We start from the raw sequence: 24,129 nt of genomic DNA on the forward strand, positions 1-24,129 counted from the left end.
TTTAGAGGACGATCTCGCGCTGGCTACGCAGCGACTCCAGCGCTTTATCCGCGAGGTACAGCGCACGTTCACCATCATCGCCGCTGCAGTCAGGCACCGCTTCGCCGCGCAATACCGCAACAAAGTGTTCCCATTCCGCGGCGTAAGCGGATTTGTAGCGCTGCAGGAAGAAGTGTTCCGGCAGCGCGCTGGTGCAGCCCTGTTTGCCGTAGTGCTGCACCTGATTTTCAAGAATATTGCCCGCGCAGAGCAGCCCTTCAGAACCGTGTAGCTCCAGGCGCTGGTCGTAGCCGTAAGAGGAGCGGCGGCTGTTGACGATGGTCGCCATTGCGCCGGAGGCATATTTCAGAACGATAAATGCGGTGTCGATGTCCCCCGCCTCGCCAATCGCCGGATCCACCAGGTTACTGCCCTGGGCATACACTGACACCGGCTCTTCACCCATGATGAAGCGCGCCATATCAAAGTCGTGAATGGTCATATCGCGGAACATGCCGCCAGAGACGCGGACATACTCCGCCGGTGGTGGAGACGGATCGCGGGAGATGATCAGCAGCGATTCCGGTTTGCCGATACGCCCGGCCTGGGCGTCGGTTTTCACGCGGCGGAACTGTGGGTCAAAGCGGCGGTTAAAGCCGATGAACAGCGGCACGTCGTACTCTTTGACTACTTTCAGGCAGTCGCGCACGCGGGCGAGGTCGAGGTGTACCGGTTTTTCACAGAAGATGGCTTTGCCATGACGGGCGGCCATTTCAATCAGGTCCGCATGGGTATCGGTCGCCGAGGCGATCAGCACGGCATGAACGTCAGGGTCGGTCATCGCCTCAATCAGGCTCTGCTGGCGGGCCTGGTACTGCGTGGCGAGACGGGTGGCAAATTCCTGATTCGGGTCAACCACGGACCAGAGCGTGGTCGCGCTGTGGCTGGCGATGTTAGCTGCATGTACCTGGCCAATTCGGCCAGCGCCCAGTAAAGCAATGTTAAACATAACGGCTCCCGGTGTTGGTGAATGCTGTGAACTAACGACCCTTTAAATAAAACATTTATTTCATTTTTATAAATAGTGAAAATTATGTTTTTGAGTGTGGGTTAACACTTTTGAGATGAATGAGATAAATTTTGTTATCAATCTCACAACATGGGAGGGAGGACATCTTCCCCTCACCCCGGCCCTCTCTCTCAGGGAGAGGGAGGGAAAACCGCACCGAACTATCCCCTCTCCCAGTGGGAGAGGGTTAGGGTGAGGGGAAAAAGAAAAATGAAATGAAAATTTCGTTACGGCGGGAAATCTTAATACTGACGTGCTTTTTTCACCTGCGCCTGCGTCTGCGCCGCGGCTTCGCGCACGGCAGGAGACGCTGCTACCTGCGCATCGCCGGTTCGCCACCAGGAGGCGTAATCGTGGGTCATGGTCTTCGGCAGCACTTTGATGTCCAGCAGCGTCGGGCCTGGATGGGCGCGGGACGCCTCCAGCGCCGCCAGCAGGCTTTGCTCATCATGTACCCGCCACGCGCGACAGCCGTAGCTTTCCGCGTTTTGCGCGAAATCGACCTTCACCAGCGCCCCGTCAAGCTGCCCGGTCTGCGGGTTACGGTAGCGGTTTTCCGTGCCGAAGCTTCCCATTCCATGCCCCATCTGCAGGTTATTAATGCAGCCAAAGCTGGCGTTATCAAACAGCAGAACGGTGATCTTAATGCCCTCCTGCACCGCGGTTTGCAGCTCGGAGTGCAGCATCATGTAAGAACCATCCCCCACCATGGCGTAAACCGGTTGCCCGGGTCGGGCAAGCTTTGCGCCAAGCGCCGCCGCAATCTCGTAACCCATGCAGGAGTAACCGTACTCCAGATGATAGGTATCAGGCGTTTTGACCTGCCAGAGGCGCTGTAAATCTCCCGGCAGCGAACCGGCTGCGCCCACCACGATGGCGTTATCTTCAACATGCTGATTAATCAGCCCCAGCACCCGCGTCTGGGTCAGGCGGGTGTTGAGCGTCTCGCCATATTCCGTCAGTTGGGCATCAAGATGGCCCGCCACTTCTGGTGCCTCGTCCGGGCGCCAGTGGCGATCCCAGAGACGGCGGCACTCGTCGTGCCAGGCGGCTTTTGCCTGCGCAATCTCCTCTCCCCAGCCGCTGCGATACTCCCTGAGCGAGTGGGTTAAGGCCTGCAGCCCGGTCCGGGCATCGGCAATCAGCGCGGTGGCGTCGAGCTTCAGGGCGTCAAACTCGGCCACGTTCAGCAGCAAAAATTCGACGTCCGGGTGGGAGAAGAGCGCCTTGGAGCCGGTAGTAAAATCGGTAAGACGTGTCCCCACGCCAATCACTAAGTCGGCCTGCGGCGCAAGCTGGTTGGCGGCCATTCCGCCCGTCACGCCCACCCCGCCCATATTAAGTGGGTGGTCACTTACCAGCGCCCCTTTTCCGGCCTGGGTTTCGGCAAACGGCAGATGCAGCGTTTCGACAAATTCGCGCAACGCCTCATGCGCGCCGGAGTAGCGTACACCGCCGCCGCACACCACCAGCGGACGGCGTTTACGCGCAATCAACGCCTGCGCCTGCGCCAGACGCTGCGGATCTGGCGGTCGACGCTCGATGTGATGCACGCGACGCGCGAAGAAGCTCAGCGGGTAATCCCAGGCTTCGCCCTGCACGTCCTGCGGCAGGCAAAGGGTTACCGCACCGGTATCTGCGGGGTCAGTGAGCGTTCGCATCGCGTTTAACATGGCGCTCATTAACTGCTCCGGGCGATTGATGCGGTCCCAGTAGCGGGAGACCGGGCGGAAGCAGTCGTTGGTGCTGATGCTGAGATCGTGATACTGCTCGATCTGCTGCAACACCGGGTCCGGCTGGCGGCTGGCGTAGATATCCCCCGGCAGCAGCAGCAGCGGAATACGGTTCGCCGTGGCGGTTGCCGCCGCGGTGATCATATTGGCGGCTCCCGGCCCGACGGAAGAAGTCACGGCGAAAATGCGCTGACGGCGATGCTGTTTGGTGAATCCCGTCGCCATGTGGGCGATGCCCTGCTCATTACAGCCCTGCATTACCTGCAGATGGCCCGGATCCTGTTCCAGCGCCTGGCCGATGCCCAGCACGTTGCCATGACCAAAAATGGTCGCCACGCCCTCCACGAAGGGCGTTTCAATGCCATCAATGCTGACGTACTGTTGATTAAGGAACCGGACCAGCGCCTGGGCCATGGTCATACGTTCGGTTTGCATAAAACCTCCTGTCAGCCCAGCGTCGGCATGGAGAACGCTGCGCCTGTCTCCTGCTGCATTTCCGGCCAGCGTGCGGTGACAGTTTTCATTCGGGTGTAGAAACGCACGCCGTCGTTACCGTGCACGTTGAGTGCGCCAAAAATCGAGCGCTTCCAGCCGCCGAAACTGTGGAACGCCATCGGCACCGGGATCGGCACGTTTACCCCTACCATGCCCGCCTGCACCTCTTCGCAGAAGCGGCGCGCGCAGCCGCCGTCGCGGGTGAAAATGGCTGAACCATTACCATATTCATGGCGGTTAATCAGATCCACCGCGCTGGCGTAATCTGCTACGCGCACCACAGAAAGCACCGGGCCGAAAATTTCTTCCTTATAGATCGTCATCTCCGGGGTGACGTTATCGAACAGCGTCGGCCCGACAAAATAGCCCTTCTCGTGACCCTGCACGCTAAAGCCGCGACCGTCCACGCGCAGATTCGCCCCCTGCGCTTCCCCGCTGTCGATGTAGCCCAGCACCTTGCTGCGGTGCGCGGAGGAGATAAGCGGCCCCATTTCGTTTTCTGGCGTCTGGTCCAGCCCTGGCCCAACGCGCAGCGCGGCAATCTGTTTTTCCAGACGGGCGCAGAGGTCATCGGCGGTTTTATCGCCCACCGCCAGTACCACTGAAAGCGCCATACAGCGTTCCCCCGCCGCGCCGTAGGCCGCGCCCATAATGGCGTTGGTTGCCATCTCCATGTCGGCATCCGGCATTAAAATGCAGTGGTTTTTCGCCCCACCCAGCGCCTGACAGCGTTTGCCGTGGGCGGATGCGGTCTGGTAGATATATTCCGCAATCGGCGTAGAGCCAACAAAGCTCACGGCCTGCACGCGCGGGTCGGTCAATAGCACATCAACGGATTCTTTATCCCCCTGCACCACGTTAAACACGCCGTCCGGCAGGCCGGCCTCTTTCAGCAGTTTTGCCAGCGCGAGCGCCAGAGAGGGATCTTTTTCTGATGGTTTCAGCACGAAGGTATTGCCGGTCGCCAGCGCAATCGGGAACATCCACATCGGCACCATCGCCGGGAAGTTAAACGGCGTGATCCCGGCGCAGACGCCGAGCGGCTGCATCAGCGAGTGGCTGTCCACACCGGTGCCCACGTTGGCAGAGTGTTCACCCTTTTGCAGATGCGGAATGCCACAGGCGAACTCCACCACTTCCAGGCCACGGGTCAGCTCGCCTACCGCGTCGGAGAAGACCTTGCCGTGCTCTTCGCTGATAAGACGGGCCAGACGTTCCATATTCTCTTCCAGCAGCGCTTTGAAGCGGAACATCACACGCGCGCGCTTAAGCGGTGAATGACGCGCCCACGCCGGAAACGCCTGCTGCGCGGCGGCAATCGCCTGCTCCGTTTCCTGTGCCGTACTCATCACCACCTGACGGATCTGCTCGCCGGTGGCCGGGTTGAAGATCGCCTGAACGCGCTGGCCTGAACCGGTGACACATTCGCCGTGAATAAAATTCGCTACCGTCTCCATCCTTAACCTCTCGCTGTTGATACGTGACTGTTACCTGAACACTGTGTACTGAACACTATATATGAAACAAATATTCCATTTTAAGTTGAAATAAAATAAATGATGATTATTGTGATCAAGGATGGATTTTTATGTTAACAGCCAACAACACTGACGCAGCGTGCGCTATTAAGGATTTTCAGGCGATGAAATGAGTGAAGTTTCTGTTTCATTTTTGCTGCCAGATGGATGGCCAACATTTAAAAGACGCGGTTTTGCGTTTAGAATCATAAGACTGTATTTGGGGGATAACATGACGACAGCAACCAGCCTGAACGAACTGCAGCAGCAAATCCGCGATCGCTACGATAGCCTGAGCAAGAGGCTGCAGCAGGTCTCCCGCTATGTACTGGATAATACGAACAGTGTGGCGTTTGATACGGTTGCGGTCATTGCCGAGCGTGCCGATGTGCCGCCCTCGACGCTGATCCGTTTTGCCAATGCCTTTGACTTTACCGGCTTCAACGAGATGAAACAGCTGTTTCGTATGAACCTGGTGGAGGAGACCGCCAGCTACAGCGATCGCGCGCGGCTGTTCCGCGAAATGGAGAGCGAAGCCGTGCCGGAAACGCCGCTCGATATCCTGCAGGAGTTTGCCCGCTCGAACGCGCAGGCGCTGCAGCAGTTGGCCGCCCGCGCCGAACCGGAGATGCTGGAGCGCGCCGTACAGCTTCTGGCCGACGCGGACACCATCTACATCGCCGGACTGCGCCGCTCCTTTAGCGTCGCTGCTTATCTCACCTATGCTTTAAGCCACCTGGAGTGCCGCCCGATTCTGCTCGACGGCATGGGCGGCATGCTGCGTGAGCAGATCAGCCGCATTAAGGCGCGCGACATTGTGGTGTCGATCAGCTTCTCGCCGTACGCGGAAGAGACGGTGATGGTCAGCGAAACCGCCGCCAGCGTCGGCGCGCGGCAGATTGTGATTACGGACAGCCAGATTAGCCCGCTGGCGACATTTAGCGATCTCTGCTTTGTGGTGAAAGAGGCGCAGGTGGATGCGTTTCGATCTCAATCGGCAACGCTGTGCCTGGTGCAGTCGCTGGTGGTGGCGCTGGCGTATAGGTTGGGTGAAGGAGAAAAATAAGAATTCAGTCGCCATAAAGTCTGCACCGATACTTACACGTGAAGGTTTAATGCCATATTAGCGACACTCGTTCAATATGGCTTACCCATGGCATATCGACATTTGATTATTCCCCGTTTTGTTAACGAGCGCTTCATTTTTCCACGACTGTGTTTTTCTCAAGGTATAGGGCTTTCACATTTTAATTCGCGCTGCTCGCACATTCCGTACAGGATATCTTAAAAGGTTCAACTATTAGGTATACCTAATTATTTGATGTAGATCTACTTTCTAAAACATCACAATCATTTTCTGAGCTAAAATCTTTAAATGCGCATTTTTTGTATGGCTTAATTTTTGATACATGTCCTGTTTGCAGATAAGATTAATAAATATCTATACAAGAAAGGATGACACATGACTTTACATGGAAAGTTTACAATAAATGATGCTGATTACTCGCCACTTGCATTTGATGGTATTGGTGTCTTTATGGCATTTTCTGGTAACGGTGCATACAGGAACAAAGGTGCATGTGGAATTATTCCAAACGTTGGGCCACTACCAAAAGGTAAATATTATATCGTAGATAGGCCTAAAGGAAGTATGGCTAACAGATTTAGAGCCTGGGGTGTCGATACATATAAAAGCATTTTTAGTTATCATGTTGATCATTCAGAATGGTTTGCTTTGTTTCGCGATGATGGAAATGTAGATGATTCTACATTTTACGAAAGCGTAGCCAGAGGTGGGTTTAGATTACATCCGGGTCAGATATCAGAGGGGTGTATAACACTACCTGGCCAATCAGATTACAGCAGGCTAAGAGATGCCCTGTTAAGAACAAAGAAAGAAAAGATTAAAGGCATCGATTTAGAGTCATATGGAACAATTGAGGTAATTATTGGTGGTTATCAGAAAACTTGCCCTTAGTTCCCTTAGAATGATTATATTCATCGGGATATTCGCTATTGTGTCATGGTTAGATGTTGGCTACTTAACTGAACATCCATTAATAAGTAACGAAACAGCTATTAGAATTTCCTATTTGTTTAGCAACAACCCAGCGCCCGAAGATATTTACTACAGTTATGATTATGCATTAATTGTATTTAACGTTCTTATCTCTCTCTTCTTATACATTGTAACAATGAAGTTAGTTAAATTAACAAGGAGTAAATAAAATGTCTATCCCTCCCTATCTGTGGCTAAAAGATGATGGCGGCGCAGATATCAAAGGTTCTGTAGATGTTCAAGATCGTGAAGGCTCTATAGAAGTAATCAGTATGGGTCATGGTGTTAATCTTCCCGTCGATGCAGCCAATGGAAAAATCACCGGAACACGTCAACATTCATCATTTAATTTTGAAAAAGAAATTGATAGTTCTAGTCCCTACCTCTACAAAGCAGCGGCGACAGGACAAACACTAAAAAGCGCAGAAGTCAGGTTTTATCATATCAATGATGCTGGCCAGGAGATGTGTTATTACACCGTCTTAATGGAAAATGTAAAAATTACGGGTGTTAATTGTGGTGTGCCCAATGTTAAATTATCCGGTAATGATAAGTTAAATCATATGGAATCCGTCTCTATGCAATATGAAAAGATCACATGGCGTATTGTAGATGGAAATATCCAATTCTCTGATTCGTGGTACGAGAGGCCAACTGCCTAAATTTCAGTCACGTCCTGTCCACTCTGCCTTGTAGAAACTATGCATTTCGTTGCTAACAGCAGCCAGAAAGTGCCAGACACAGAAACAAATAAGCCCGCTGTAACGCGGGCTTAGAAGTGTTTTACTGTTTCACGCACAGGCTGTTGCCAGCCGTAAAATCATTCCCACTCAATCGTAGCCGGTGGCTTACCGCTGATGTCATACACCACGCGGGAAATACCGTTCACTTCGTTGATGATGCGGTTAGACACACGGCCTAAGAAGTCATACGGCAGGTGCGCCCAGTGCGCGGTCATGAAGTCGATGGTTTCCACCGCACGCAGGGAAACAACCCAGTCGTACTTACGGCCATCGCCCATAACGCCGACGGAGCGAACTGGCAGGAACACGGTGAACGCCTGGCTCACTTTGTTATACAGGTCAGCTTTGTGCAGCTCTTCGATGAAGATCGCGTCCGCGCGACGCAGCAGGTCGCAGTACTCTTTCTTCACTTCGCCCAGCACACGCACGCCCAGACCCGGACCCGGGAACGGGTGACGGTAGAGCATGTCGTACGGCAGACCCAGTTCCAGACCGATCTTACGCACTTCGTCTTTGAACAGCTCACGCAGCGGTTCAACCAGACCCATCTTCATCTCTTTCGGCAGGCCGCCCACGTTGTGGTGAGATTTGATGACGTGTGCTTTACCGGTTGCGGATGCCGCAGACTCGATCACGTCAGGGTAGATTGTGCCCTGTGCCAGCCACTTCACGTCTTCCAGCTTCAGCGCTTCTTCGTCGAACACTTCCACGAAGACGCGGCCAATGATCTTACGTTTGGCTTCCGGATCGTTGACACCGGCCAGCGCGTCCAGGAAGCGCTGTTCGCCTTCCACGTGAACAATGTTCAGACCGAAGTGGTCACCAAACATGTCCATGACCTGCTGGGCTTCATTCAGACGCAGCAGACCGTTGTCCACGAATACGCAGGTCAGGTTTTTACCGATAGCGCGGTGCAGAAGCATCGCGGTGACGGAGGAGTCTACGCCACCGGACAGGCCGAGAATGACTTTGTCATCGCCAACCTGCTGACGGATACGCTCAACGGCATCGTCGATGATTTTAGCCGGGGTCCACAGCGCTTCACACTGGCAGATATCGCGCACGAAGCGCTCCAGCATGCGCATACCCTGACGGGTGTGAGTCACTTCCGGGTGGAACTGCACGCCGTAGAAGCGTTTCTCTTCGTTCGCCATAATCGCGAACGGGCAGCTTTCGGTGCTGGCAACGGTCACGAAGTCGGACGGGATAGCGGTCACTTTATCGCCGTGGCTCATCCACACGTCCAGCAGCGGTTTGCCGTCTGCGGTCAGGGAGTCTTCGATACCGCGCACCAGCGCGCTGTCGTTCACCACTTCAACCTGTGCGTAGCCAAACTCACGCTCGTTAGAGCCTTCTACGTGGCCGCCCAGCTGCATTGCCATGGTCTGCATACCGTAGCAGACGCCGAATACCGGCACGCCCGCTTCGAACACGTACTGCGGCGCGCGCGGGCTGTTCGCTTCGGTAGTGCTTTCCGGGCCACCGGACAGGATGATGCCGCTAGGATTGAATTCGCGAATCTGTGCTTCCGTGACATCCCACGCCCACAGTTCACAGTAAACGCCCAGTTCACGCACGCGACGCGCCACCAGCTGAGTGTACTGAGAACCAAAGTCCAGGATGAGAATGCGATGTTTATGAATGTTTTCCGTCATTGACGCTAATTCCGAGGCAAGTGAAACAAAAACAGAGCGCCCGGCATGAGCCGGGCGCGGAAACTTATCAGGAGCCCAGACGGTAGTTCGGGGACTCTTTGGTGATCGTCACGTCGTGAACGTGGCTCTCCTGGATACCCGCACCGCTGATGCGTACGAATTCCGCTTTAGTACGCAGCAGGTCAATGGTACCACAGCCGGTCAGACCCATACAGGAGCGCAGGCCGCCCATCTGCTGGTGAATGATCTCTTTCAGACGGCCTTTGTAGGCAACGCGCCCTTCGATACCTTCCGGCACCAGTTTGTCAGCAGCGTTATCGGTCTGGAAGTAACGGTCAGAAGAACCTTTGGACATCGCGCCCAGAGAGCCCATACCGCGGTAAGATTTGTAAGAACGACCCTGGTAGAGTTCGATTTCACCCGGGGATTCTTCAGTCCCTGCCAGCATGGAGCCAACCATCACCGCGGAAGCACCTGCGGCGATCGCTTTAGCGATGTCGCCAGAGAAGCGGATACCGCCGTCTGCGATGACCGGAATACCGGTGCCTTCCAGCGCTTCCACCGCGTCAGAAACCGCAGTGATCTGTGGAACACCTACACCGGTCACGATACGGGTTGTACAGATGGAGCCTGGGCCGATACCCACTTTCACCGCGCTGCAACCTGCGTCAGCCAGCGCGCGAGCACCTGCGCCCGTCGCCACGTTACCGCCGATGATCTGCAGATCAGGATATTTCGCACGGGTGTCGCGAATACGTTGCAGAACGCCTTCGGAGTGGCCGTGGGAGGAGTCAATCAGCAGCACGTCAACGCCTGCGGCAACCAGCGCATCAACACGCTCTTCGTTACCGGCACCTGCGCCAACCGCAGCGCCTACGCGCAGACGGCCATGCTCGTCTTTACAGGCGTTAGGTTTACGTTCTGCTTTCTGGAAGTCTTTAACGGTGATCATACCGCGCAGGTGGAAGTTCGCATCCACAACCAGCGCTTTCTCAACGCGTTTTTCGTGCATTTTTGCGAAGACGACATCACGCGCTTCACCTTCACGCACGGTCACCAGACGCTCTTTTGGCGTCATATATACGCTAACCGGCTGGTTCAGGTCGGTCACGAAACGCACGTCACGGCCGGTGATGATACCCACCAGCTCGTTCTCTTCGGTCACCACCGGGTAACCGGCAAAGCCGTTACGTTCGGTCAGGGCTTTCACTTCGTGCAGGGTGGTGGTTGGCAGAACGGTCTGTGGATCGGATACGATGCCGGATTCATGCTTCTTCACGCGGCGAACTTCTTCCGCCTGACGCTCGATAGACATGTTTTTGTGAATAAAGCCAATGCCACCTTCCTGTGCCAGGGCAATAGCCAGGCGCGCTTCAGTCACGGTGTCCATTGCCGCAGAGAGCATAGGAATGTTCAGGCGAATGGTTTTCGTCAACTGCGTGCTGAGATCGGCAGTATTCGGCAGAACGGTGGAGTGAGCGGGAACGAGGAGGACGTCGTCAAACGTCAGTGCTTCTTTAGCGATACGTAGCATGGGCAATATCTCTGACCTGGGTGGTTAAATATTGCCGTGGCATTATACAGAGCGTAACCGATTGCATCCACACTTTTTTATAAAAAAACCTTGCACTCCCCTCTCAGCAGGTTACTATCGACTGAATAACTTGCTGATTTAGAATTTGATCCCGCTCACATGTTATCCTCTCAATCCCCCTCAATTTATACTGTCAGCCGCCTGAATCAGACGGTGCGTTTGCTGCTTGAGCAGGAAATGGGGCAGGTCTGGATCAGCGGCGAGATCTCTAACTTCACGCAGCCCGCTTCCGGCCACTGGTACTTTACGTTAAAAGACGACACCGCCCAGGTGCGCTGCGCCATGTTCCGCAACAGCAACCGCCGCGTGACGTTTCGTCCTCAGCATGGCCAGCAGGTGCTGGTGCGCGCCAATATTACGCTGTATGAACCGCGCGGCGACTACCAGATCATCGTCGAGAGCATGCAACCTGCGGGCGAAGGCTTACTCCAGCAGAAGTATGAACAGCTTAAGGCTGCGCTTTCGCAAGAGGGGTTGTTCGACCAGCAGTATAAAAAGCCCCTGCCCTCACCAGCCCACTGCGTTGGGGTAATCACTTCGAAAACCGGTGCCGCGCTGCACGATATTTTGCACGTCCTCAAGCGTCGCGATCCTTCCCTGCCCGTTATCATCTACCCGACCGCTGTTCAGGGTGACGATGCACCAAGCCAGATTGTGCGTGCCATTGAGCTGGCGAACGCGCGTCAGGAGTGCGACGTATTAATCGTTGGACGTGGCGGCGGCTCGCTGGAAGATTTGTGGAGCTTCAACGACGAGCGCGTGGCACGGGCGATTTTTGCGAGTGCTATTCCCATCGTGAGCGCGGTCGGGCATGAAACGGATGTGACGATAGCCGATTTCGTTGCGGATTTACGCGCGCCTACGCCGTCTGCTGCGGCGGAGGTGGTGAGCCGCAATCAGCTGGAGCTGCTGCGTCAGATCCAGAACGGCCAGCAGCGCCTGGAGATGGCGATGGACTACTTCCTCGCTAACCGTACCCGCCGCTTTACCCAGCTTCATCACCGCCTGCAGCAGCAGCATCCACAGCTTCGCCTTGCGCGTCAGCAGACCGTGCTGGAGCGTCTGCGCCAGCGGATGAACTTCGCGCTGGATAATCAGCTCAAGCGCGCGATGTCGCGTCAGCAGCGCGTGACGCAGCGCCTGAATCAGCAAAACCCGCAGCCGAAAATTTACCGCGCACAAACGCGCATTCAGCAGCTGGAGTATCGTCTGGCAGAAACTGTCCGGGCACGACTTAGCACCACCCGCGAACGCTTTGGCAATGCGGTGACCCATCTTGAAGCGGTTAGCCCACTTTCTACCCTGGCACGCGGCTATAGCGTTACCACCGCCACTGACGGCAAAGTGCTGAAGCAAACCAAACAGGTGAAAGCCGGAGACGTGCTGACCACCCGTCTGTCGGACGGCTGGGTGGAAAGCGAAGTGAAAGGCGTGATGCCGGTAAAAAAACCTCGCGCCCGTAAAAAGGCGTAATCAGCGATGGCTCTCTGGCGTGACGGCTAGCATCAGCCAGGACATGCCTGAAAAAATCGCCAGCGCAGCCACTGCGCTCGTTAACCCCAGAAGCAGGCCAAAAAGGATAGCCCCCACAACCTGCCCACCTGCCAGCATAAGAAAGGCCAGGCTGACTCCAGCCGCAGGTGAAGGATGTGCGATCTCTGCCCCCTTCACCAACAATACCCCGGACAAAATCACATACCCCGCGCCGCTCATGGCCACTGCCGGAATAAGCCACCAGGAGAAACCGTGGCTTATTGTCAGAACCGCCAGAGAAATGGCCATGAAGATCTGGGATAAACGATAGACCCCCCGCATGCCGATACGCCTTGCCATACTTCCGGTAAATATGGCAACAATCCCCGCCCCGCCGCTTATCAGCCAGAGAACATTGGTCGCTGCGCTATCCAGCTCCGTGTGACGCATAAGTATTTCCGGGCCAAAGCTCCACCATGCGGCGCTGGCCATACCGCTGATAAAGGCAATCCCCAGCAGCCGAAACATGCCGGGTTTGCGTACGATAGATAGCACCTTTGGCGTTGACTCACGGGATTTCGCCGCAGATGACGGCAGATACCGCCACAAAGCCGGCAGGCACAGCAGCGCCATAATGGCGAACACAACACAGGCTGCCCGCCAGCCCCCGGGCATGAAAAACAGAACGGGCACCGAGAGAATGATCCCACCGCTCGTTCCGGCATTGATGGTGGTATTCACATGGAGCTGACGGTCAGGGGCGATCCTGTCATTAACCGCCCCGGCAAGGGCCGGTGAGGCCAGGCCCGAGCTCAGCCCGGCAATAAATAAACCTATCGCCAGCATCGTTGAATGTGCCGAAGTCGCGAGAATAAACAACCCCGCGGCGGCGGCGATGGCCGCCAGCAAGGCGGGCAAACGAGGCCCTACGCGCGCAATAAGGTAAGAGGCCATAAATATCGACATGCAATACGCCGCATAACTACAGGAGGCTATAAACCCCGCCACCTGCGGGGTGAAAGGGATAGCCTGGCGGATATCAGGCAGCATCAGGCCCCACGAAAACCTTGCCATACCATAGGTCACCGCGATGATTGAAAACCCGGTTATGCTCAGCGAAGTCTGCCTGTTCATTACGCTCCTCTTAGTTAATGCCGTTTAAAAAACCTAAACGGTGGTGAAGCGTTGCGCCAGTTTTTAAGGAGACGAATTGTCCGACTTACAACCAGCACCGGTTTAATGTTTTACACTTAAGAAGATTCTTTTTTCGGCATTGCCAGAAAACAGGAGAGTTGCATGACCCGAATTCACAGCGTGATCCCCCCCTATATTCTTCGTCGTATTATCGAAAGCGGTTCAGAGCCGCAGCAGCGCTGCGCCCGCCAGACTTTAACCCATGTTCAGACGCTGATGGCCCACATGCCTGGCAAACCTGCCGCGCCGCACGTAAGCAAAGCCGGACAGCTGGAGCGTGATATCTACGATGCGAAACAGACCCAGGAGCTGCCGGGCACGCAGGTGCGCTATGAAGGCCAGCCGTCCAATGGGGATGTGGCCGTCGATGAAGCCTATGACTATTTAGGCATCACCCACGATTTCTTCTGGAAAGAATACCAGCGTGACTCGCTCGATAATAAAGGCCTGATCCTCACCGGCACCGTGCATTATGGTCGGGAATACCAGAACGCCTTCTGGAACGGTCAGCAGATGGTCTTTGGCGATGGCGACGGGGAAATATTTAACCGTTTTACCATTGCCATCGACGTTGTGGCGCACGAACTCAGCCATGGCGTTACCGAGACCGAAGCCGGGCTGATCTATTTTGAACAATCGGGTGCGCTGAATGAGTCCCTGTCGGACGTGTTTGGCTCGCTGGTTAAACAGTATCACCTGAAGCAAACCGCCGACCAGGCCGACTGGCTGATTGGCGAAGGTCTGCTGGCGAAAGGGATTAACGGCAAAGGGCTGCGCTCCATGTCGGAGCCGGGCACCGCCTATGACGATCCTCTGCTCGGTAAAGATCCGCAACCGGCGCACATGAAGGATTTCATCAAAACGCGTGAAGATAACGGCGGCGTCCACCTGAACTCCGGCATTCCCAACCGGGCGTTTTATCTGGCCGCAACGGCAATCGGCGGCTATGCCTGGGAAAAAGCGGGTTATGCCTGGTACGACACAGTTTGCGATCGCAATCTGCCACAAGATGCGGATTTTGATGCCTTCGCAAAACTGACGATAGCCCACGGCGAAAAGCGCTCGGGCAGCGACGTTGGGGCGGCGATAAGACAAGCCTGGGAACAGGTGGGAGTGCTGTAAATGCAGGTTCCGGAACTGACGGATGACGCCGTGGTTGAGCTGGCCCGGGAAGGCGGCGTCGCTTTTATTCCCAAGCTGAGCGGCCAGCGCACCATCACGCTCTCATCTCTCAATGAGGCGCAGCGTCAGCGCGTGGTGAGTATTCTGGAGCAAGCCATTCCGCGTGGGCAACCGCCTGGTCAGACGTCGTCACCAGGCAGCGGTGACCAGCGTTATTTTCGTATCCAGATCTTCTGGACCCGGCACAACGAAGCGCAGTATACCGATATTATTGTGCTGGTACCGGAGCAGGAAGCGCCCGAATCGCTGGTTGAACTCTGGCAGAAAGGCGAAGGCTGCGTGTGTGATTAAGCCCCGACAGGGACGAACTCCACGCGTTTTTTAGAGATCAGGCCGTGGCCGTTCTGGCAGAAATAGTCCACCGCACCGCAGGCCTTTAATACCTGGAGTGGCTGATGGCACTCCGGGCAGCGAGCTTCGAGCGCAATATCTTTGTGACAGTGTTCGCAGTAAGCCACGCCGTTTTGCGGCTCCAGCTCGGTATGGCAGGTTGGACAGGCGATCGACATAGTAACTCCTTAAGCAGGTTGCCGGGGCGAAGCGGTCGCCCCGGCGGATCGATTATACCGCCTCAGTGGCAGGTTTCGTCCGGGCATTTTCCAGCATGCGACGAACCGGCACAATAAGAACGATCAGTACCGCAGCACAAATCAGCAGCGCGATGGAGCAACGCGCGAAGAGATCCGGCAACATATCCAGCTGGTCGGCCTTCACGTGGCCGCCAATCAGACCGGCAGCCAGGTTACCCAACGCACTTGCGCAGAACCACAGCCCCATCATCTGACCGCGCATTCTTTCTGGCGCCAGCAGGGTCATGGTGGCCAGACCAATCGGGCTCAGACACAGCTCACCCAGCGTCAGCATCAAAATACTGCCTACCAGCCAGAACGGCGAAACGCCTGCCCCACCGTTGCTCAGCACATTCTGCGCCGCCAGCATCATCAGGCCAAAGCCCGCCGCCGCACAGAGAATACCGATCACAAACTTGGTGATACTGCTCGGGCGAATGTTCATGGTGGCAAGCTTCGGCCACGCCCAGCTGAATACCGGTGCCAGCAGAATGATGAACAGGGCGTTGATCGACTGGAACCATACGGCCGGAATTTCGAAATCACCGATCATGCGATTGGTGTAGTCGTTGGCAAACAGGTTAAAGGAAGTCGGTTTCTGTTCAAACGCGGACCAGAAGAACGCAGCGGAAACCAGCAGGATAAAGCAGACCAGCAGTCTGGCGCGCTCTTTACGGGTCAGGCCGGCGAAGATGAACAGATAAATAAAGTAGAGCGCAACGGATGCCGCAATCACATAGACCAGCATACTGGCCACCGCGACCGGGTTAATGACAATGACCCCCTGGGCGATCAGCGTGACGAGAACCGCCACCCCAACCGCCAGCGCCATCAGCCACGCGCCCACGCCGTTGCGTTTGACCACCGGGCTGTTCCAGGTGGAATCGAGGCCCACTTCGCTGTCGTAGCGCTTCATGGACGGGACAGCAAACACGCGGAAGATAATCAGCGCCACCAGCATCCCTATGCCGCCAATACCAAAGCCCCAGTGCCAGCCGTGGGTTTTAATCAACCAGCCGGAAATCAGCGGCGCAATGAACGAGCCCATGTTGATGCCCATATAGAACAACGAGAATCCGCCGTCACGACGCGCATCGCCTTTTTTATACAGGGTGCCGACCATCACGGAGATACAGGTCTTGAACAGGCCCGATCCCAGCACAATAAACATCAGGCCGATAAAGAACAGGTTGTTCCCCATCACCGCCGAGAGCGCAATCGACAGGTGGCCGAGCGCAATCAGAATCGAACCGTACCACACGGCTCGCTGCTGGCCGAGCCAGTTATCGGCAAGCCAGCCACCCGGCAGCGCGGCCAGGTACATGGTACCGGCGAAGATACCGACAATCGCCGAGGCGTTTTCACGCGCCAGCCCCATGCCGCCGTCATAGACAGTGGCGGCCATAAAGAGGATCAGTAACGGACGAATGCCGTAAAACGAGAAACGCTCCCACATCTCGGTAAAGAACAGCGAACCGAGCGGATAAGGATGGCCGAAGAACGTTCGGCTTTCTTTTTGATTAACAGAGGATTGCATAATTCTCCCGAAAGGTATGTCGTTGTGCTGAAAGCACCGCGCGTACGCCGGCCAGTTACGTATCTGACCGATTTTTTACATGCGGCGAAAAATGAGTTAACCATTTGATAACCAGGCGCTAGTTTTGTCTAGTACCAGACCCTGGACTTTAAGATGAAAATTCGACGATTGTCTACTTTCTTAGATTTAAACATGGTTAAAAGCGAATAGTGATTGACTTCACACAAGGAAGGCAGGCGTTTTGTATGGGCGAAAAAAACCCGCGACAGGCGCGGGTTTTCATGAGATCGGCAAAGCTTATTTGCTTTTCTTAATGTGCTTAATCAAACGCTTACGCTTACGCATCTGGTTTGGCGTCAGGGTGTTACGCTTGTTGGCAAACGGGTTATCCCCTTCCTTGAACTGGATACGGATAGGGGTGCCCATCACGTCCAGCGATTTACGGAAGTAGTTCATCAGATAACGCTTGTAAGAATCCGGCAGGTCTTTCACCTGGTTGCCGTGAATCACCACGATTGGCGGGTTATAACCACCGGCGTGGGCGTATTTCAGCTTCACGCGACGGCCACGTACCAGCGGCGGCTGATGGTCTTCTACTGCCATGTTCATGATGCGGGTCAGCATAGCGGTGCTCTGACGACGGGTGGAGCTGTCATACGCTTCACGCACGGAGTCGAACAGGTTACCCACACCGCTGCCGTGCAGCGCAGAGATAAAGTGCACGCGAGCAAAATCGATGAAGCCCAGACGGAAGTCCAGCGTCTCTTTCACCTGCTCACGAACTTCATTGCTCAGGCCATCCCATTTGTTCACCACGATAACCAGTGAGCGCCCACTATTGAGGATAAAGCCGAGCAGCGACAAGTCCTGATCGGAGATACCTTCACGCGCGTCGATAACCAGCAGCACAACGTTGGCATCTTCAATCGCCTGCAGGGTTTTGATGACGGAGAATTTCTCCACCACATCGGTGATTTTTCCGCGCTTACGCACGCCCGCGGTGTCGATGAGCACATACTCACGCTCATCACGCTCCATCGGAATGTAGATGCTGTCGCGGGTGGTGCCCGGCATGTCGTATACCACCACACGCTCTTCGCCCAGAATACGGTTAGTGAGCGTAGACTTACCTACGTTTGGACGCCCCACAATGGCCAGTTTAATCGGCAGATCCTGCGGGTTGAATGTCTCTTCAGGCTCTTCTTCTTCGCCTTCTTCACCGTCTTCGAACTGCGCCCAGTATGCCGCGTCTTCGTCCACCTCTTCCGGCGGGTTCACTTCGTCAACCCACGGCAGCAGAACGGTTTCCAGCAGGCTGGTCACGCCGCGGCCATGCGATGCGGCGATCGGGTAGATATCACCCAGACCTAAAGACCAGAAATCGGCGATCGCCTGATCGGCATCGATACCGTCAGTTTTGTTCGCTACCAGGAAGGTCGGTTTTTCACGCGAGCGCAGATGTTTAGCAATGGCGGAATCCGCAGGCATCAGGCCAGCACGGGCATCCACCATAAACAGCACCACGTCTGCCTCTTCGATGGCCAGCAGAGACTGCTCCGCCATGCGGGTTTCAACGCCGTCTTCTGTCCCGTCGATACCACCGGTATCGATACAGATGAACTCGCGTCCTTCCACCTCTGCACGACCGTACTTACGGTCACGCGTCAGCCCCGGGAAATCCGCAACCAGCGCATCACGGGTGCGTGTTAAACGGTTAAAAAGAGTGGATTTTCCAACGTTAGGGCGCCCGACAAGCGCGACCACAGGTACCATGTTTGAAGCCTCATAAAATTCAAAATAACGTCGCTTTCGCAGCGTTTTTAAAAATGTCAAAACGGCTCCTGAGTGAACAGGAGCCGTTTAGTATACTACAACCGCCGGGTAATTAACGCGTGATCGCGTACAGCGTGCCGTCTTTTGCCTGAATCAGCAGTTTGCCGTCAGCCACAACCGGGTCGGTGAGGAAGCCAGAGCTGTCGACTTTTTGCTGCGCAGTAAAGCGGCCCGTCTCCGGATCGATCCAGTGCATGTAGCCTTCGCTATCACCCACCACCAGGCTACCGTTGTACAGCGCCGGTGCGGTCAGCAGACGGTGCAGCAGATCGCTTTGCGTCCACAGCGTCACGCCGCCATCGGTGCTCAGCGCCAGCAGACGGTCGTTCTGGTCAACCATATAGATACGGTTACCATCAACAATGAAATCATTCACTGAGCCCAGTTCACGTTTCCACATGATCTGGCCACTGCGCAGATCGAGCGCGGTCAGGTTTCCGTTGTACGCCAGCGCATAAACCACACCGTTGACGATAACAGGCGTCGTGTCGACGTCGTTCAGACGGTCGATTTCAGTTGACCCCGTCGCCTGAGAGATACGCTGCTGCCAGATCATCTGACCTTGCTGCATCAGCACCGCGCTCACGCGACCGTTATCACCACCCACAATGGCAGCACCAAAGGCTGTCGCCGGGGCAGATTCGCCGCGCAGGGAGAGTGATGGCATATCCAGGTTGACGGTCCACTTCACCAGACCATCGGCTTCGTTCAGCGCCTGCAGCTGGCCGTTGCTGGTGTGGATCAGCACCAGGCCGTCGCTCACCACCGGACGAGACAGAGACTCACCGGCAACCGTGGTTTGCCAGGCAACAGAACCGTCGCTGGTGTTCAGGGCATAGACCTGTGCTTTTTCGCTTCCCACGTATACGTGACCGCCGGCAACGGTCAGGCCGCCAGAAAGCAGTGCAGGTTTACGGGAGAACCAGCCGTCTTTTTCCGCCAGGTTAACGGACCACACTTCTTTTCCGTCATCGGCGTTAAGCGCTTTTACGGTACCTTTACGGTCAGCCGCATAGATAACGCTGTCAGCAAAAGCCGGGTGCAGGTTGGAATAGAAATCACCAATTCCATCCCCCACGGAAGTACTCCACGCGGTTGACGGGGTAAACTGGTTTTCAACCGTCGGCAGCGGGGACATTTTCACAACGTCTTCTTCGCCACTGAACAGTGAACAGCCACTCAATAACGTAACGGAAAGCAGTCCTGGCAGAAGTAATTTACGCAATTGCATCGGGTCCCTCTCAGACGGACAAATTATTTATTTTCATCTGCATCATTTCGCTCAGCGCAGGGGATGCATTGCTATCTACACCGGCTTGCCACGCTTTACGCGCGCCCGCTTTATCACCTTTGCTCAGCAGTGCTTCACCGCGCAGATCGGCAACGATGGCAGCAAAACCTTCGCCTTTGATGGTATCGAGCGTTTTCAGCGCTTCATCAGCTTTTTTCTGCTGAACCTGGATACGGGCCAGGCGCAGATTGATAACCGCTTTCAGGTTGTCATCGCTGGCGGCCGCAAGCCCCTGCGACAGCTGGGCAGCCGCTTTATCCAGTTCGTTCTTGTCGATGTACTGCTGAGCCACTTCCAGCGCGGCCAGCGCACCGTAGGTGTTTTTGTTGTCAGCGGCAAATTTCTCTGCTGCCGTCAGCGTTTGCGGCTGATCGGCACGAATGGCGCTCACGGTATTTTCATAGGACAGAGACGCGCCGCGCGCGGAATCCGCCTGATGATTGTTCCAGTAGCGCCAGCCAATCAATGCACCTACACCTAAAATAACCCCAACAACCAGCGCTTTGCCGTTTTCAGCAAAGAAGCGTTTGATCGCGTCGACCTGGTCGTGTTCGTTCTCGTAAATTTCCACGCAGTCCTTCTCCTTAGCCCAATAGAGTGCGCAAGTGCGCCGCAACGCCGTCCTGCGTTACCGTTGTCTGCTCACCAGAGCGCAGGTCTTTCACTACCACTTCGCCGTTGGCCACTTCGGACTCACCCAGCACCAGTGCAATACTTGCGCCCCACTTATCGGCACGAGCAAACTGTTTTTTGAAGTTGCCGCCGCCATGGTTGGTCATCAGCTTAACCTCCGGCAGTGCATCGCGCACGCGTTCAGCAAGCTGCATCGCCGCAGACTGCGTTTCCGCGCCTGAGGCCACCAGGTATATATCGACAACGGAATCTGCTTTAAATTCCGGATTAACTGCCTGAACCAGCAAAACAAGTCGCTCAAGGCCCATTGCGAAGCCAACCGCAGGCGCGGCGCGGCCGCCAAGCTGCTCAACCAGACCGTCATAACGGCCGCCAGCACACACGGTGCCCTGCGAACCGAGGCTGGTGGTAACCCACTCAAACACGGTACGGTTATAGTAGTCCAGACCGCGCACCAGGCGCTGATTAACGGTATAGGCAATGCCTGCTGCTTCGAGCAGTTTGCAAAGACCAGCAAAGTGTTCGCGAGACTCGTCGTCCAGGTAATCGCCTAATGCAGGCGCATCGTTCAGCAGCGCCTGCACGTCCGGATTTTTGGAATCAAGCACGCGCAGCGGGTTGCTGTACATGCGACGTTTGCAGTCTTCGTCCAGCTTCTCTTTGTGCTCTTCAAGGAACGCCACCAGCGCATCGCGGTAGTTGGCACGCGCTTCCAGAGAGCCGATAGAGTTCAGCTCCAGAGAGACATGCTCAGAGATGCCCAGCGCACGCCACCAGCGGGCGGTCAGCATGATCAGCTCAGCGTCAATGTCGGGGCCTTGCAGGCCAAACACTTCCACACCCAGCTGATTGAACTGGCGATAACGACCTTTCTGCGGACGTTCGTGGCGGAACATCGGGCCGATATACCACAGGCGCTGCTCCTGATTGTACAGGAGACCATGTTCGATGCCGGCGCGTACGCAGCCCGCCGTACCTTCAGGACGCAGCGTCAGGCTGTCGCCGTTGCGGTCCTCAAAGGTGTACATCTCTTTTTCAACCACGTCGGTCACTTCGCCGATCGCGCGTTTGAATAACGGGGTCTGCTCTACAATCGGCAAACGGATTTCGCTGTAACCGTAGCTGCCGAGCACCTGTTTCAGTGTGCCTTCAATGCGCTGCCAGATGGCGGTTTCGCCAGGCAGATAATCGTTCATGCCGCGGATGGCTTGAATGTTTTTTGCCACGTTTATTCTCTTTCTATATACAAAAAAGAACCCAAAGAATGGGTTCAATCATACATGGGAAGCACTTCGCTTCCCATCACGTTATTTTTCAACCTGCTGAACGCTGATGCGCTGCGCTTCGTCCATCATCGACGCTTTGGCACGAATGCGCGCTTCAAGCTGATCGATCATATCACTATTATCCAGACGATCTTTACGAACGCCATCTTCATAGAGACCACTTTTCTTGTTACCGCCGGTGACGCCCAGCGTTGACACCAGCGCTTCACCCGGGCCATTCACCACACAACCGATGATGGAGACGTCCATTGGGGTGATGATGTCTTCAAGACGCTGCTCCAGGGCATTCACGGTTCCGATGACGTCAAACTCCTGACGTGAACAGGTTGGACAGGCAATGAAGTTGATCCCACGTGCGCGGATACGCAGTGATTTCAGAATGTCGAAGCCAACTTTGATCTCTTCGACCGGATCGGCCGCCAGCGAAACGCGCAGGGTGTCGCCGATCCCTTCCGAGAGCAGCAGACCCAGGCCAATGGCTGATTTGACAGAGCCACTGCGCAGGCCACCCGCTTCGGTGATCCCAAGGTGCAGGGGCTGATCGATCTCCTTCGCCAGCAGACGATAGGACTCTACCGCCAGGAAGACATCGGAGGCTTTTACGCTGACCTTGAACTGATCGAAGTTAAGACGATCCAGATGATCAACGTGGCGCATCGCGGATTCAAGCAGCGCCTGCGGCGTGGGTTCGCCGTACTTTTCCTGCAGATCTTTTTCCAGAGAACCGGCGTTCACGCCGATACGGATGGGGATGTTCTTATCGCGTGCGCAGTCCACCACCATGCGGATACGCTCTTCGTTACCGATGTTGCCTGGGTTGATACGCAGGCAGTCGACGCCGTATTCGGCAACTTTAAGCGCAATGCGGTAGTCGAAGTGGATGTCTGCAACCAGCGGCACACTGACCTGCTGTTTGATCAGTTTGAACGCCTCTGCGGCGTCCATGGTCGGCACGGAGACGCGAACAATGTCCGCGCCTACGCGTTCTAAGGCTTTGATTTGGTTGACCGTCGCTTCCACATCCGTGGTGCGCGTATTGGTCATCGACTGGACGGCGATAGGCGCCCCATCGCCGATTGGCACATTCCCAACGTAAATCCGTTTTGATTTTCTACGTTGAATCGGAGCCTGGTTATGCATGAAAAATCTCCCGCGTAGCCCGTCTGTTACTGTGCTGCTGATTGTTCGGCATTAACGGTAAGACGTGCGACCTGGTTAGTTCTGATAAAGCGGCTCAGATCGACAGGTTTTCCTTGATACTGGATCTGTACCGCTGCCGGAGCGCCGATTTTAAGTTTATACGGTGCCTGACCGGTTAGGTTTAACGTGCCATCTTTACGCTGCAGGCCGCTGAACAGTTTTTTACCTGTCGCGTCAGTGACTTCTAACCAGCAGTCTGCAGTGAAATTCATCACCAGCGCGTTAGGGTCAACCGCTGGCGTTGCGACACCGGCCTGATCGGTCGGCAGGGGGGCAGCGGTGTTCGCCGCCGGTGCGTTCGTTGCGGTATCCACAGGAGCCTGAGAAGGTGCAACCACGGCGTTTTGATCCTGCGCTGGAGACTGTGTCTGAGGCGCTGGCGTGTTAGCCGTTGCCGCTGGGGTCTGCGCAGCGTCGGTAGCTGGCGTATCGGTCGTCGCGGTTTGTGGCTCGCTGGACGTTGCCGCGCTTTCAGTGCTCAGTGGAACGCTCTGCGCGTTACCGTTTCCGGCCTGGTTAAGTTCGGCAGAGGATTGATCGGCCATCGTGGTGATCTCTTCCTGCTGCGCCTTGTGGTTTTGCCACCACCATGCGCCGGTCAGACCGACCACCACAAACAGCACCAGCCAGGTGAAGCTCATCAGCCAGCCATCACGTTTTTTACGACGTTTGCCCAAAGAGAAGCTCTGCATCGGTGCAACTTTGGCTGCACGAACCGGTGCCTGCTTCTCCATCATTGGCAGTAATTCGTCTTCGGGGATGTGCACCAGTTTTGCGTAAGAGCGGATATACCCGCGCAAGAATGTTGAAGCCAGATCGGCAGGTGCCTTATCTTCTTCAATATCGCGAACCGTGGAAACCTTCAGGCATAAGCGTTCTGCAACGGCTTGCTGGCTGAGTCCGAGTTGTTCACGGGCGTTGCGAAGACGAACGCCAGTGGAGAGTGCTTCATGTTGGTCGTGAGTGGCTTCAGTATTCATTCGCTACAACTACTGGTACGTGAAAAATAAGGGTTCAGGTGCCGGTGAGTCACAATGCCACCCGCACCGCGAAACTTCTGGTCAGTTAACCTTGAACAGTCAGTATA

The 24,129-nt window shown here is 55.5% G+C and carries 20 protein-coding genes; 6 read left to right on the plus strand and 14 right to left on the minus strand.

Going from position 1 to position 24,129, the window contains the following annotated elements:
• Position 1: 1 nt before the first annotated feature.
• The 3 genes from iolG to ACQG2G_RS15880 form a co-directional block, all read right to left on the minus strand.
• Positions 2 to 988 (minus strand): inositol 2-dehydrogenase, encoded by a 987-nt coding sequence (iolG, locus tag ACQG2G_RS15870; protein ID WP_013098257.1) that lies wholly within the window; start codon positions 986 to 988, stop codon positions 2 to 4.
• Positions 989 to 1,290: 302 nt separating this feature from the next.
• Positions 1,291 to 3,216, minus strand: a complete 1,926-nt coding sequence (iolD, locus tag ACQG2G_RS15875) for a 3D-(3,5/4)-trihydroxycyclohexane-1,2-dione acylhydrolase (decyclizing) (RefSeq protein ID WP_248078903.1) — start codon at positions 3,214 to 3,216, stop codon at positions 1,291 to 1,293.
• An 11-nt stretch (positions 3,217 to 3,227) separates the two neighbouring features.
• Positions 3,228 to 4,733: a CoA-acylating methylmalonate-semialdehyde dehydrogenase gene (locus ACQG2G_RS15880; protein WP_029882251.1), complete on the minus strand. Its 1,506-nt coding sequence runs from the start codon at positions 4,731 to 4,733 to the stop codon at positions 3,228 to 3,230.
• A gap of 292 nt (positions 4,734 to 5,025) precedes the next feature.
• Here ACQG2G_RS15880 and ACQG2G_RS15885 point away from each other — a divergent pair, with 292 nt between their 5' ends.
• The 3 genes from ACQG2G_RS15885 (at position 5,026) to ACQG2G_RS15895 (ending at position 7,514) form a co-directional block, all read left to right on the plus strand.
• A complete protein-coding gene (locus tag ACQG2G_RS15885) occupies positions 5,026 to 5,859 on the plus strand; it encodes a MurR/RpiR family transcriptional regulator (protein WP_013098260.1) in 834 nt (277 codons plus the stop codon).
• A gap of 396 nt (positions 5,860 to 6,255) precedes the next feature.
• Positions 6,256 to 6,771 carry a DUF2778 domain-containing protein gene (locus ACQG2G_RS15890; protein WP_071830125.1) on the plus strand — a complete coding sequence of 172 codons (516 nt, stop codon included), beginning with the start codon at positions 6,256 to 6,258 and terminating at the stop codon, positions 6,769 to 6,771.
• 251 nt (positions 6,772 to 7,022) lie between these two features.
• On the plus strand, positions 7,023 to 7,514 hold the full coding sequence (locus ACQG2G_RS15895) for an Hcp family type VI secretion system effector (protein WP_061772917.1): 492 nt from the start codon (positions 7,023 to 7,025) through the stop codon (positions 7,512 to 7,514).
• A 158-nt stretch (positions 7,515 to 7,672) separates the two neighbouring features.
• Here ACQG2G_RS15895 and guaA read toward each other — a convergent pair whose 3' ends face one another.
• Both guaA and guaB read right to left on the minus strand, forming a co-directional pair.
• Positions 7,673 to 9,250: a glutamine-hydrolyzing GMP synthase gene (guaA, locus tag ACQG2G_RS15900; RefSeq protein ID WP_061772916.1), complete on the minus strand. Its 1,578-nt coding sequence runs from the start codon at positions 9,248 to 9,250 to the stop codon at positions 7,673 to 7,675.
• 67 nt (positions 9,251 to 9,317) lie between these two features.
• Positions 9,318 to 10,784 (minus strand): IMP dehydrogenase, encoded by a 1,467-nt coding sequence (gene guaB, locus ACQG2G_RS15905; protein WP_013098265.1) that lies wholly within the window; start codon positions 10,782 to 10,784, stop codon positions 9,318 to 9,320.
• Between the two features lie 159 nt (positions 10,785 to 10,943).
• On the opposite strand from guaB, the gene xseA reads away from it, so the two are divergent.
• Positions 10,944 to 12,317, plus strand: coding sequence for an exodeoxyribonuclease VII large subunit (gene xseA / locus ACQG2G_RS15910; RefSeq protein ID WP_061772915.1), 1,374 nt, complete (start codon positions 10,944 to 10,946; stop codon positions 12,315 to 12,317).
• Here the strand turns inward: xseA and ACQG2G_RS15915 are convergent, their stop codons facing one another.
• The gene (locus ACQG2G_RS15915) at positions 12,318 to 13,451 is read right to left on the minus strand and encodes an MFS transporter (RefSeq protein WP_047352208.1); all 1,134 of its coding nucleotides are present in this window, start codon (positions 13,449 to 13,451) and stop codon (positions 12,318 to 12,320) included.
• Between the two features lie 162 nt (positions 13,452 to 13,613).
• On the opposite strand from ACQG2G_RS15915, the gene ACQG2G_RS15920 reads away from it, so the two are divergent.
• Both ACQG2G_RS15920 and ACQG2G_RS15925 read left to right on the plus strand, forming a co-directional pair.
• Positions 13,614 to 14,633 carry a M4 family metallopeptidase gene (locus tag ACQG2G_RS15920; protein WP_023620379.1) on the plus strand — a complete coding sequence of 340 codons (1,020 nt, stop codon included), beginning with the start codon at positions 13,614 to 13,616 and terminating at the stop codon, positions 14,631 to 14,633.
• Complete coding sequence (locus ACQG2G_RS15925) at positions 14,634 to 14,984, plus strand: protealysin inhibitor emfourin (protein WP_020690016.1); 351 nt, start codon at positions 14,634 to 14,636, stop codon at positions 14,982 to 14,984.
• On the opposite strand, the gene ACQG2G_RS15930 is transcribed toward ACQG2G_RS15925, so the two are convergent.
• The 8 genes from ACQG2G_RS15930 to rodZ form a co-directional block, all read right to left on the minus strand.
• Positions 14,981 to 15,202, minus strand: a complete 222-nt coding sequence (locus tag ACQG2G_RS15930; protein WP_023620378.1) for a zinc ribbon domain-containing protein — start codon at positions 15,200 to 15,202, stop codon at positions 14,981 to 14,983. The two genes, ACQG2G_RS15925 and ACQG2G_RS15930, sit on opposite strands and share 4 nt — an antisense overlap.
• 52 nt (positions 15,203 to 15,254) lie before the next feature.
• On the minus strand, positions 15,255 to 16,799 hold the full coding sequence (locus ACQG2G_RS15935) for a peptide MFS transporter (RefSeq protein ID WP_029882246.1): 1,545 nt from the start codon (positions 16,797 to 16,799) through the stop codon (positions 15,255 to 15,257).
• Positions 16,800 to 17,096: 297 nt separating this feature from the next.
• On the minus strand, positions 17,097 to 18,572 hold the full coding sequence (gene der, locus ACQG2G_RS15940; RefSeq protein ID WP_061773103.1) for a ribosome biogenesis GTPase Der: 1,476 nt from the start codon (positions 18,570 to 18,572) through the stop codon (positions 17,097 to 17,099).
• 112 nt (positions 18,573 to 18,684) lie between these two features.
• On the minus strand, positions 18,685 to 19,863 hold the full coding sequence (gene bamB / locus ACQG2G_RS15945; RefSeq protein WP_029882244.1) for an outer membrane protein assembly factor BamB: 1,179 nt from the start codon (positions 19,861 to 19,863) through the stop codon (positions 18,685 to 18,687).
• 10 nt (positions 19,864 to 19,873) lie between these two features.
• On the minus strand, positions 19,874 to 20,494 hold the full coding sequence (locus ACQG2G_RS15950; RefSeq protein WP_013098275.1) for a YfgM family protein: 621 nt from the start codon (positions 20,492 to 20,494) through the stop codon (positions 19,874 to 19,876).
• 13 nt (positions 20,495 to 20,507) lie between these two features.
• Positions 20,508 to 21,782, minus strand: coding sequence for a histidine--tRNA ligase (gene hisS / locus ACQG2G_RS15955; RefSeq protein WP_013098276.1), 1,275 nt, complete (start codon positions 21,780 to 21,782; stop codon positions 20,508 to 20,510).
• Positions 21,783 to 21,863: 81 nt separating this feature from the next.
• Positions 21,864 to 22,982 (minus strand): flavodoxin-dependent (E)-4-hydroxy-3-methylbut-2-enyl-diphosphate synthase, encoded by a 1,119-nt coding sequence (ispG, locus tag ACQG2G_RS15960; protein WP_029882243.1) that lies wholly within the window; start codon positions 22,980 to 22,982, stop codon positions 21,864 to 21,866.
• A 26-nt stretch (positions 22,983 to 23,008) separates the two neighbouring features.
• The gene (rodZ, locus tag ACQG2G_RS15965) at positions 23,009 to 24,022 is read right to left on the minus strand and encodes a cytoskeleton protein RodZ (protein WP_061772914.1); all 1,014 of its coding nucleotides are present in this window, start codon (positions 24,020 to 24,022) and stop codon (positions 23,009 to 23,011) included.
• Positions 24,023 to 24,129: the final 107 nt, after the last annotated feature.

It is taken from the genome of Enterobacter cloacae complex sp. 382A5 (assembly GCF_050031095.1).
Taxonomy (GTDB): Bacteria; Pseudomonadota; Gammaproteobacteria; order Enterobacterales; family Enterobacteriaceae; genus Enterobacter; species Enterobacter cloacae.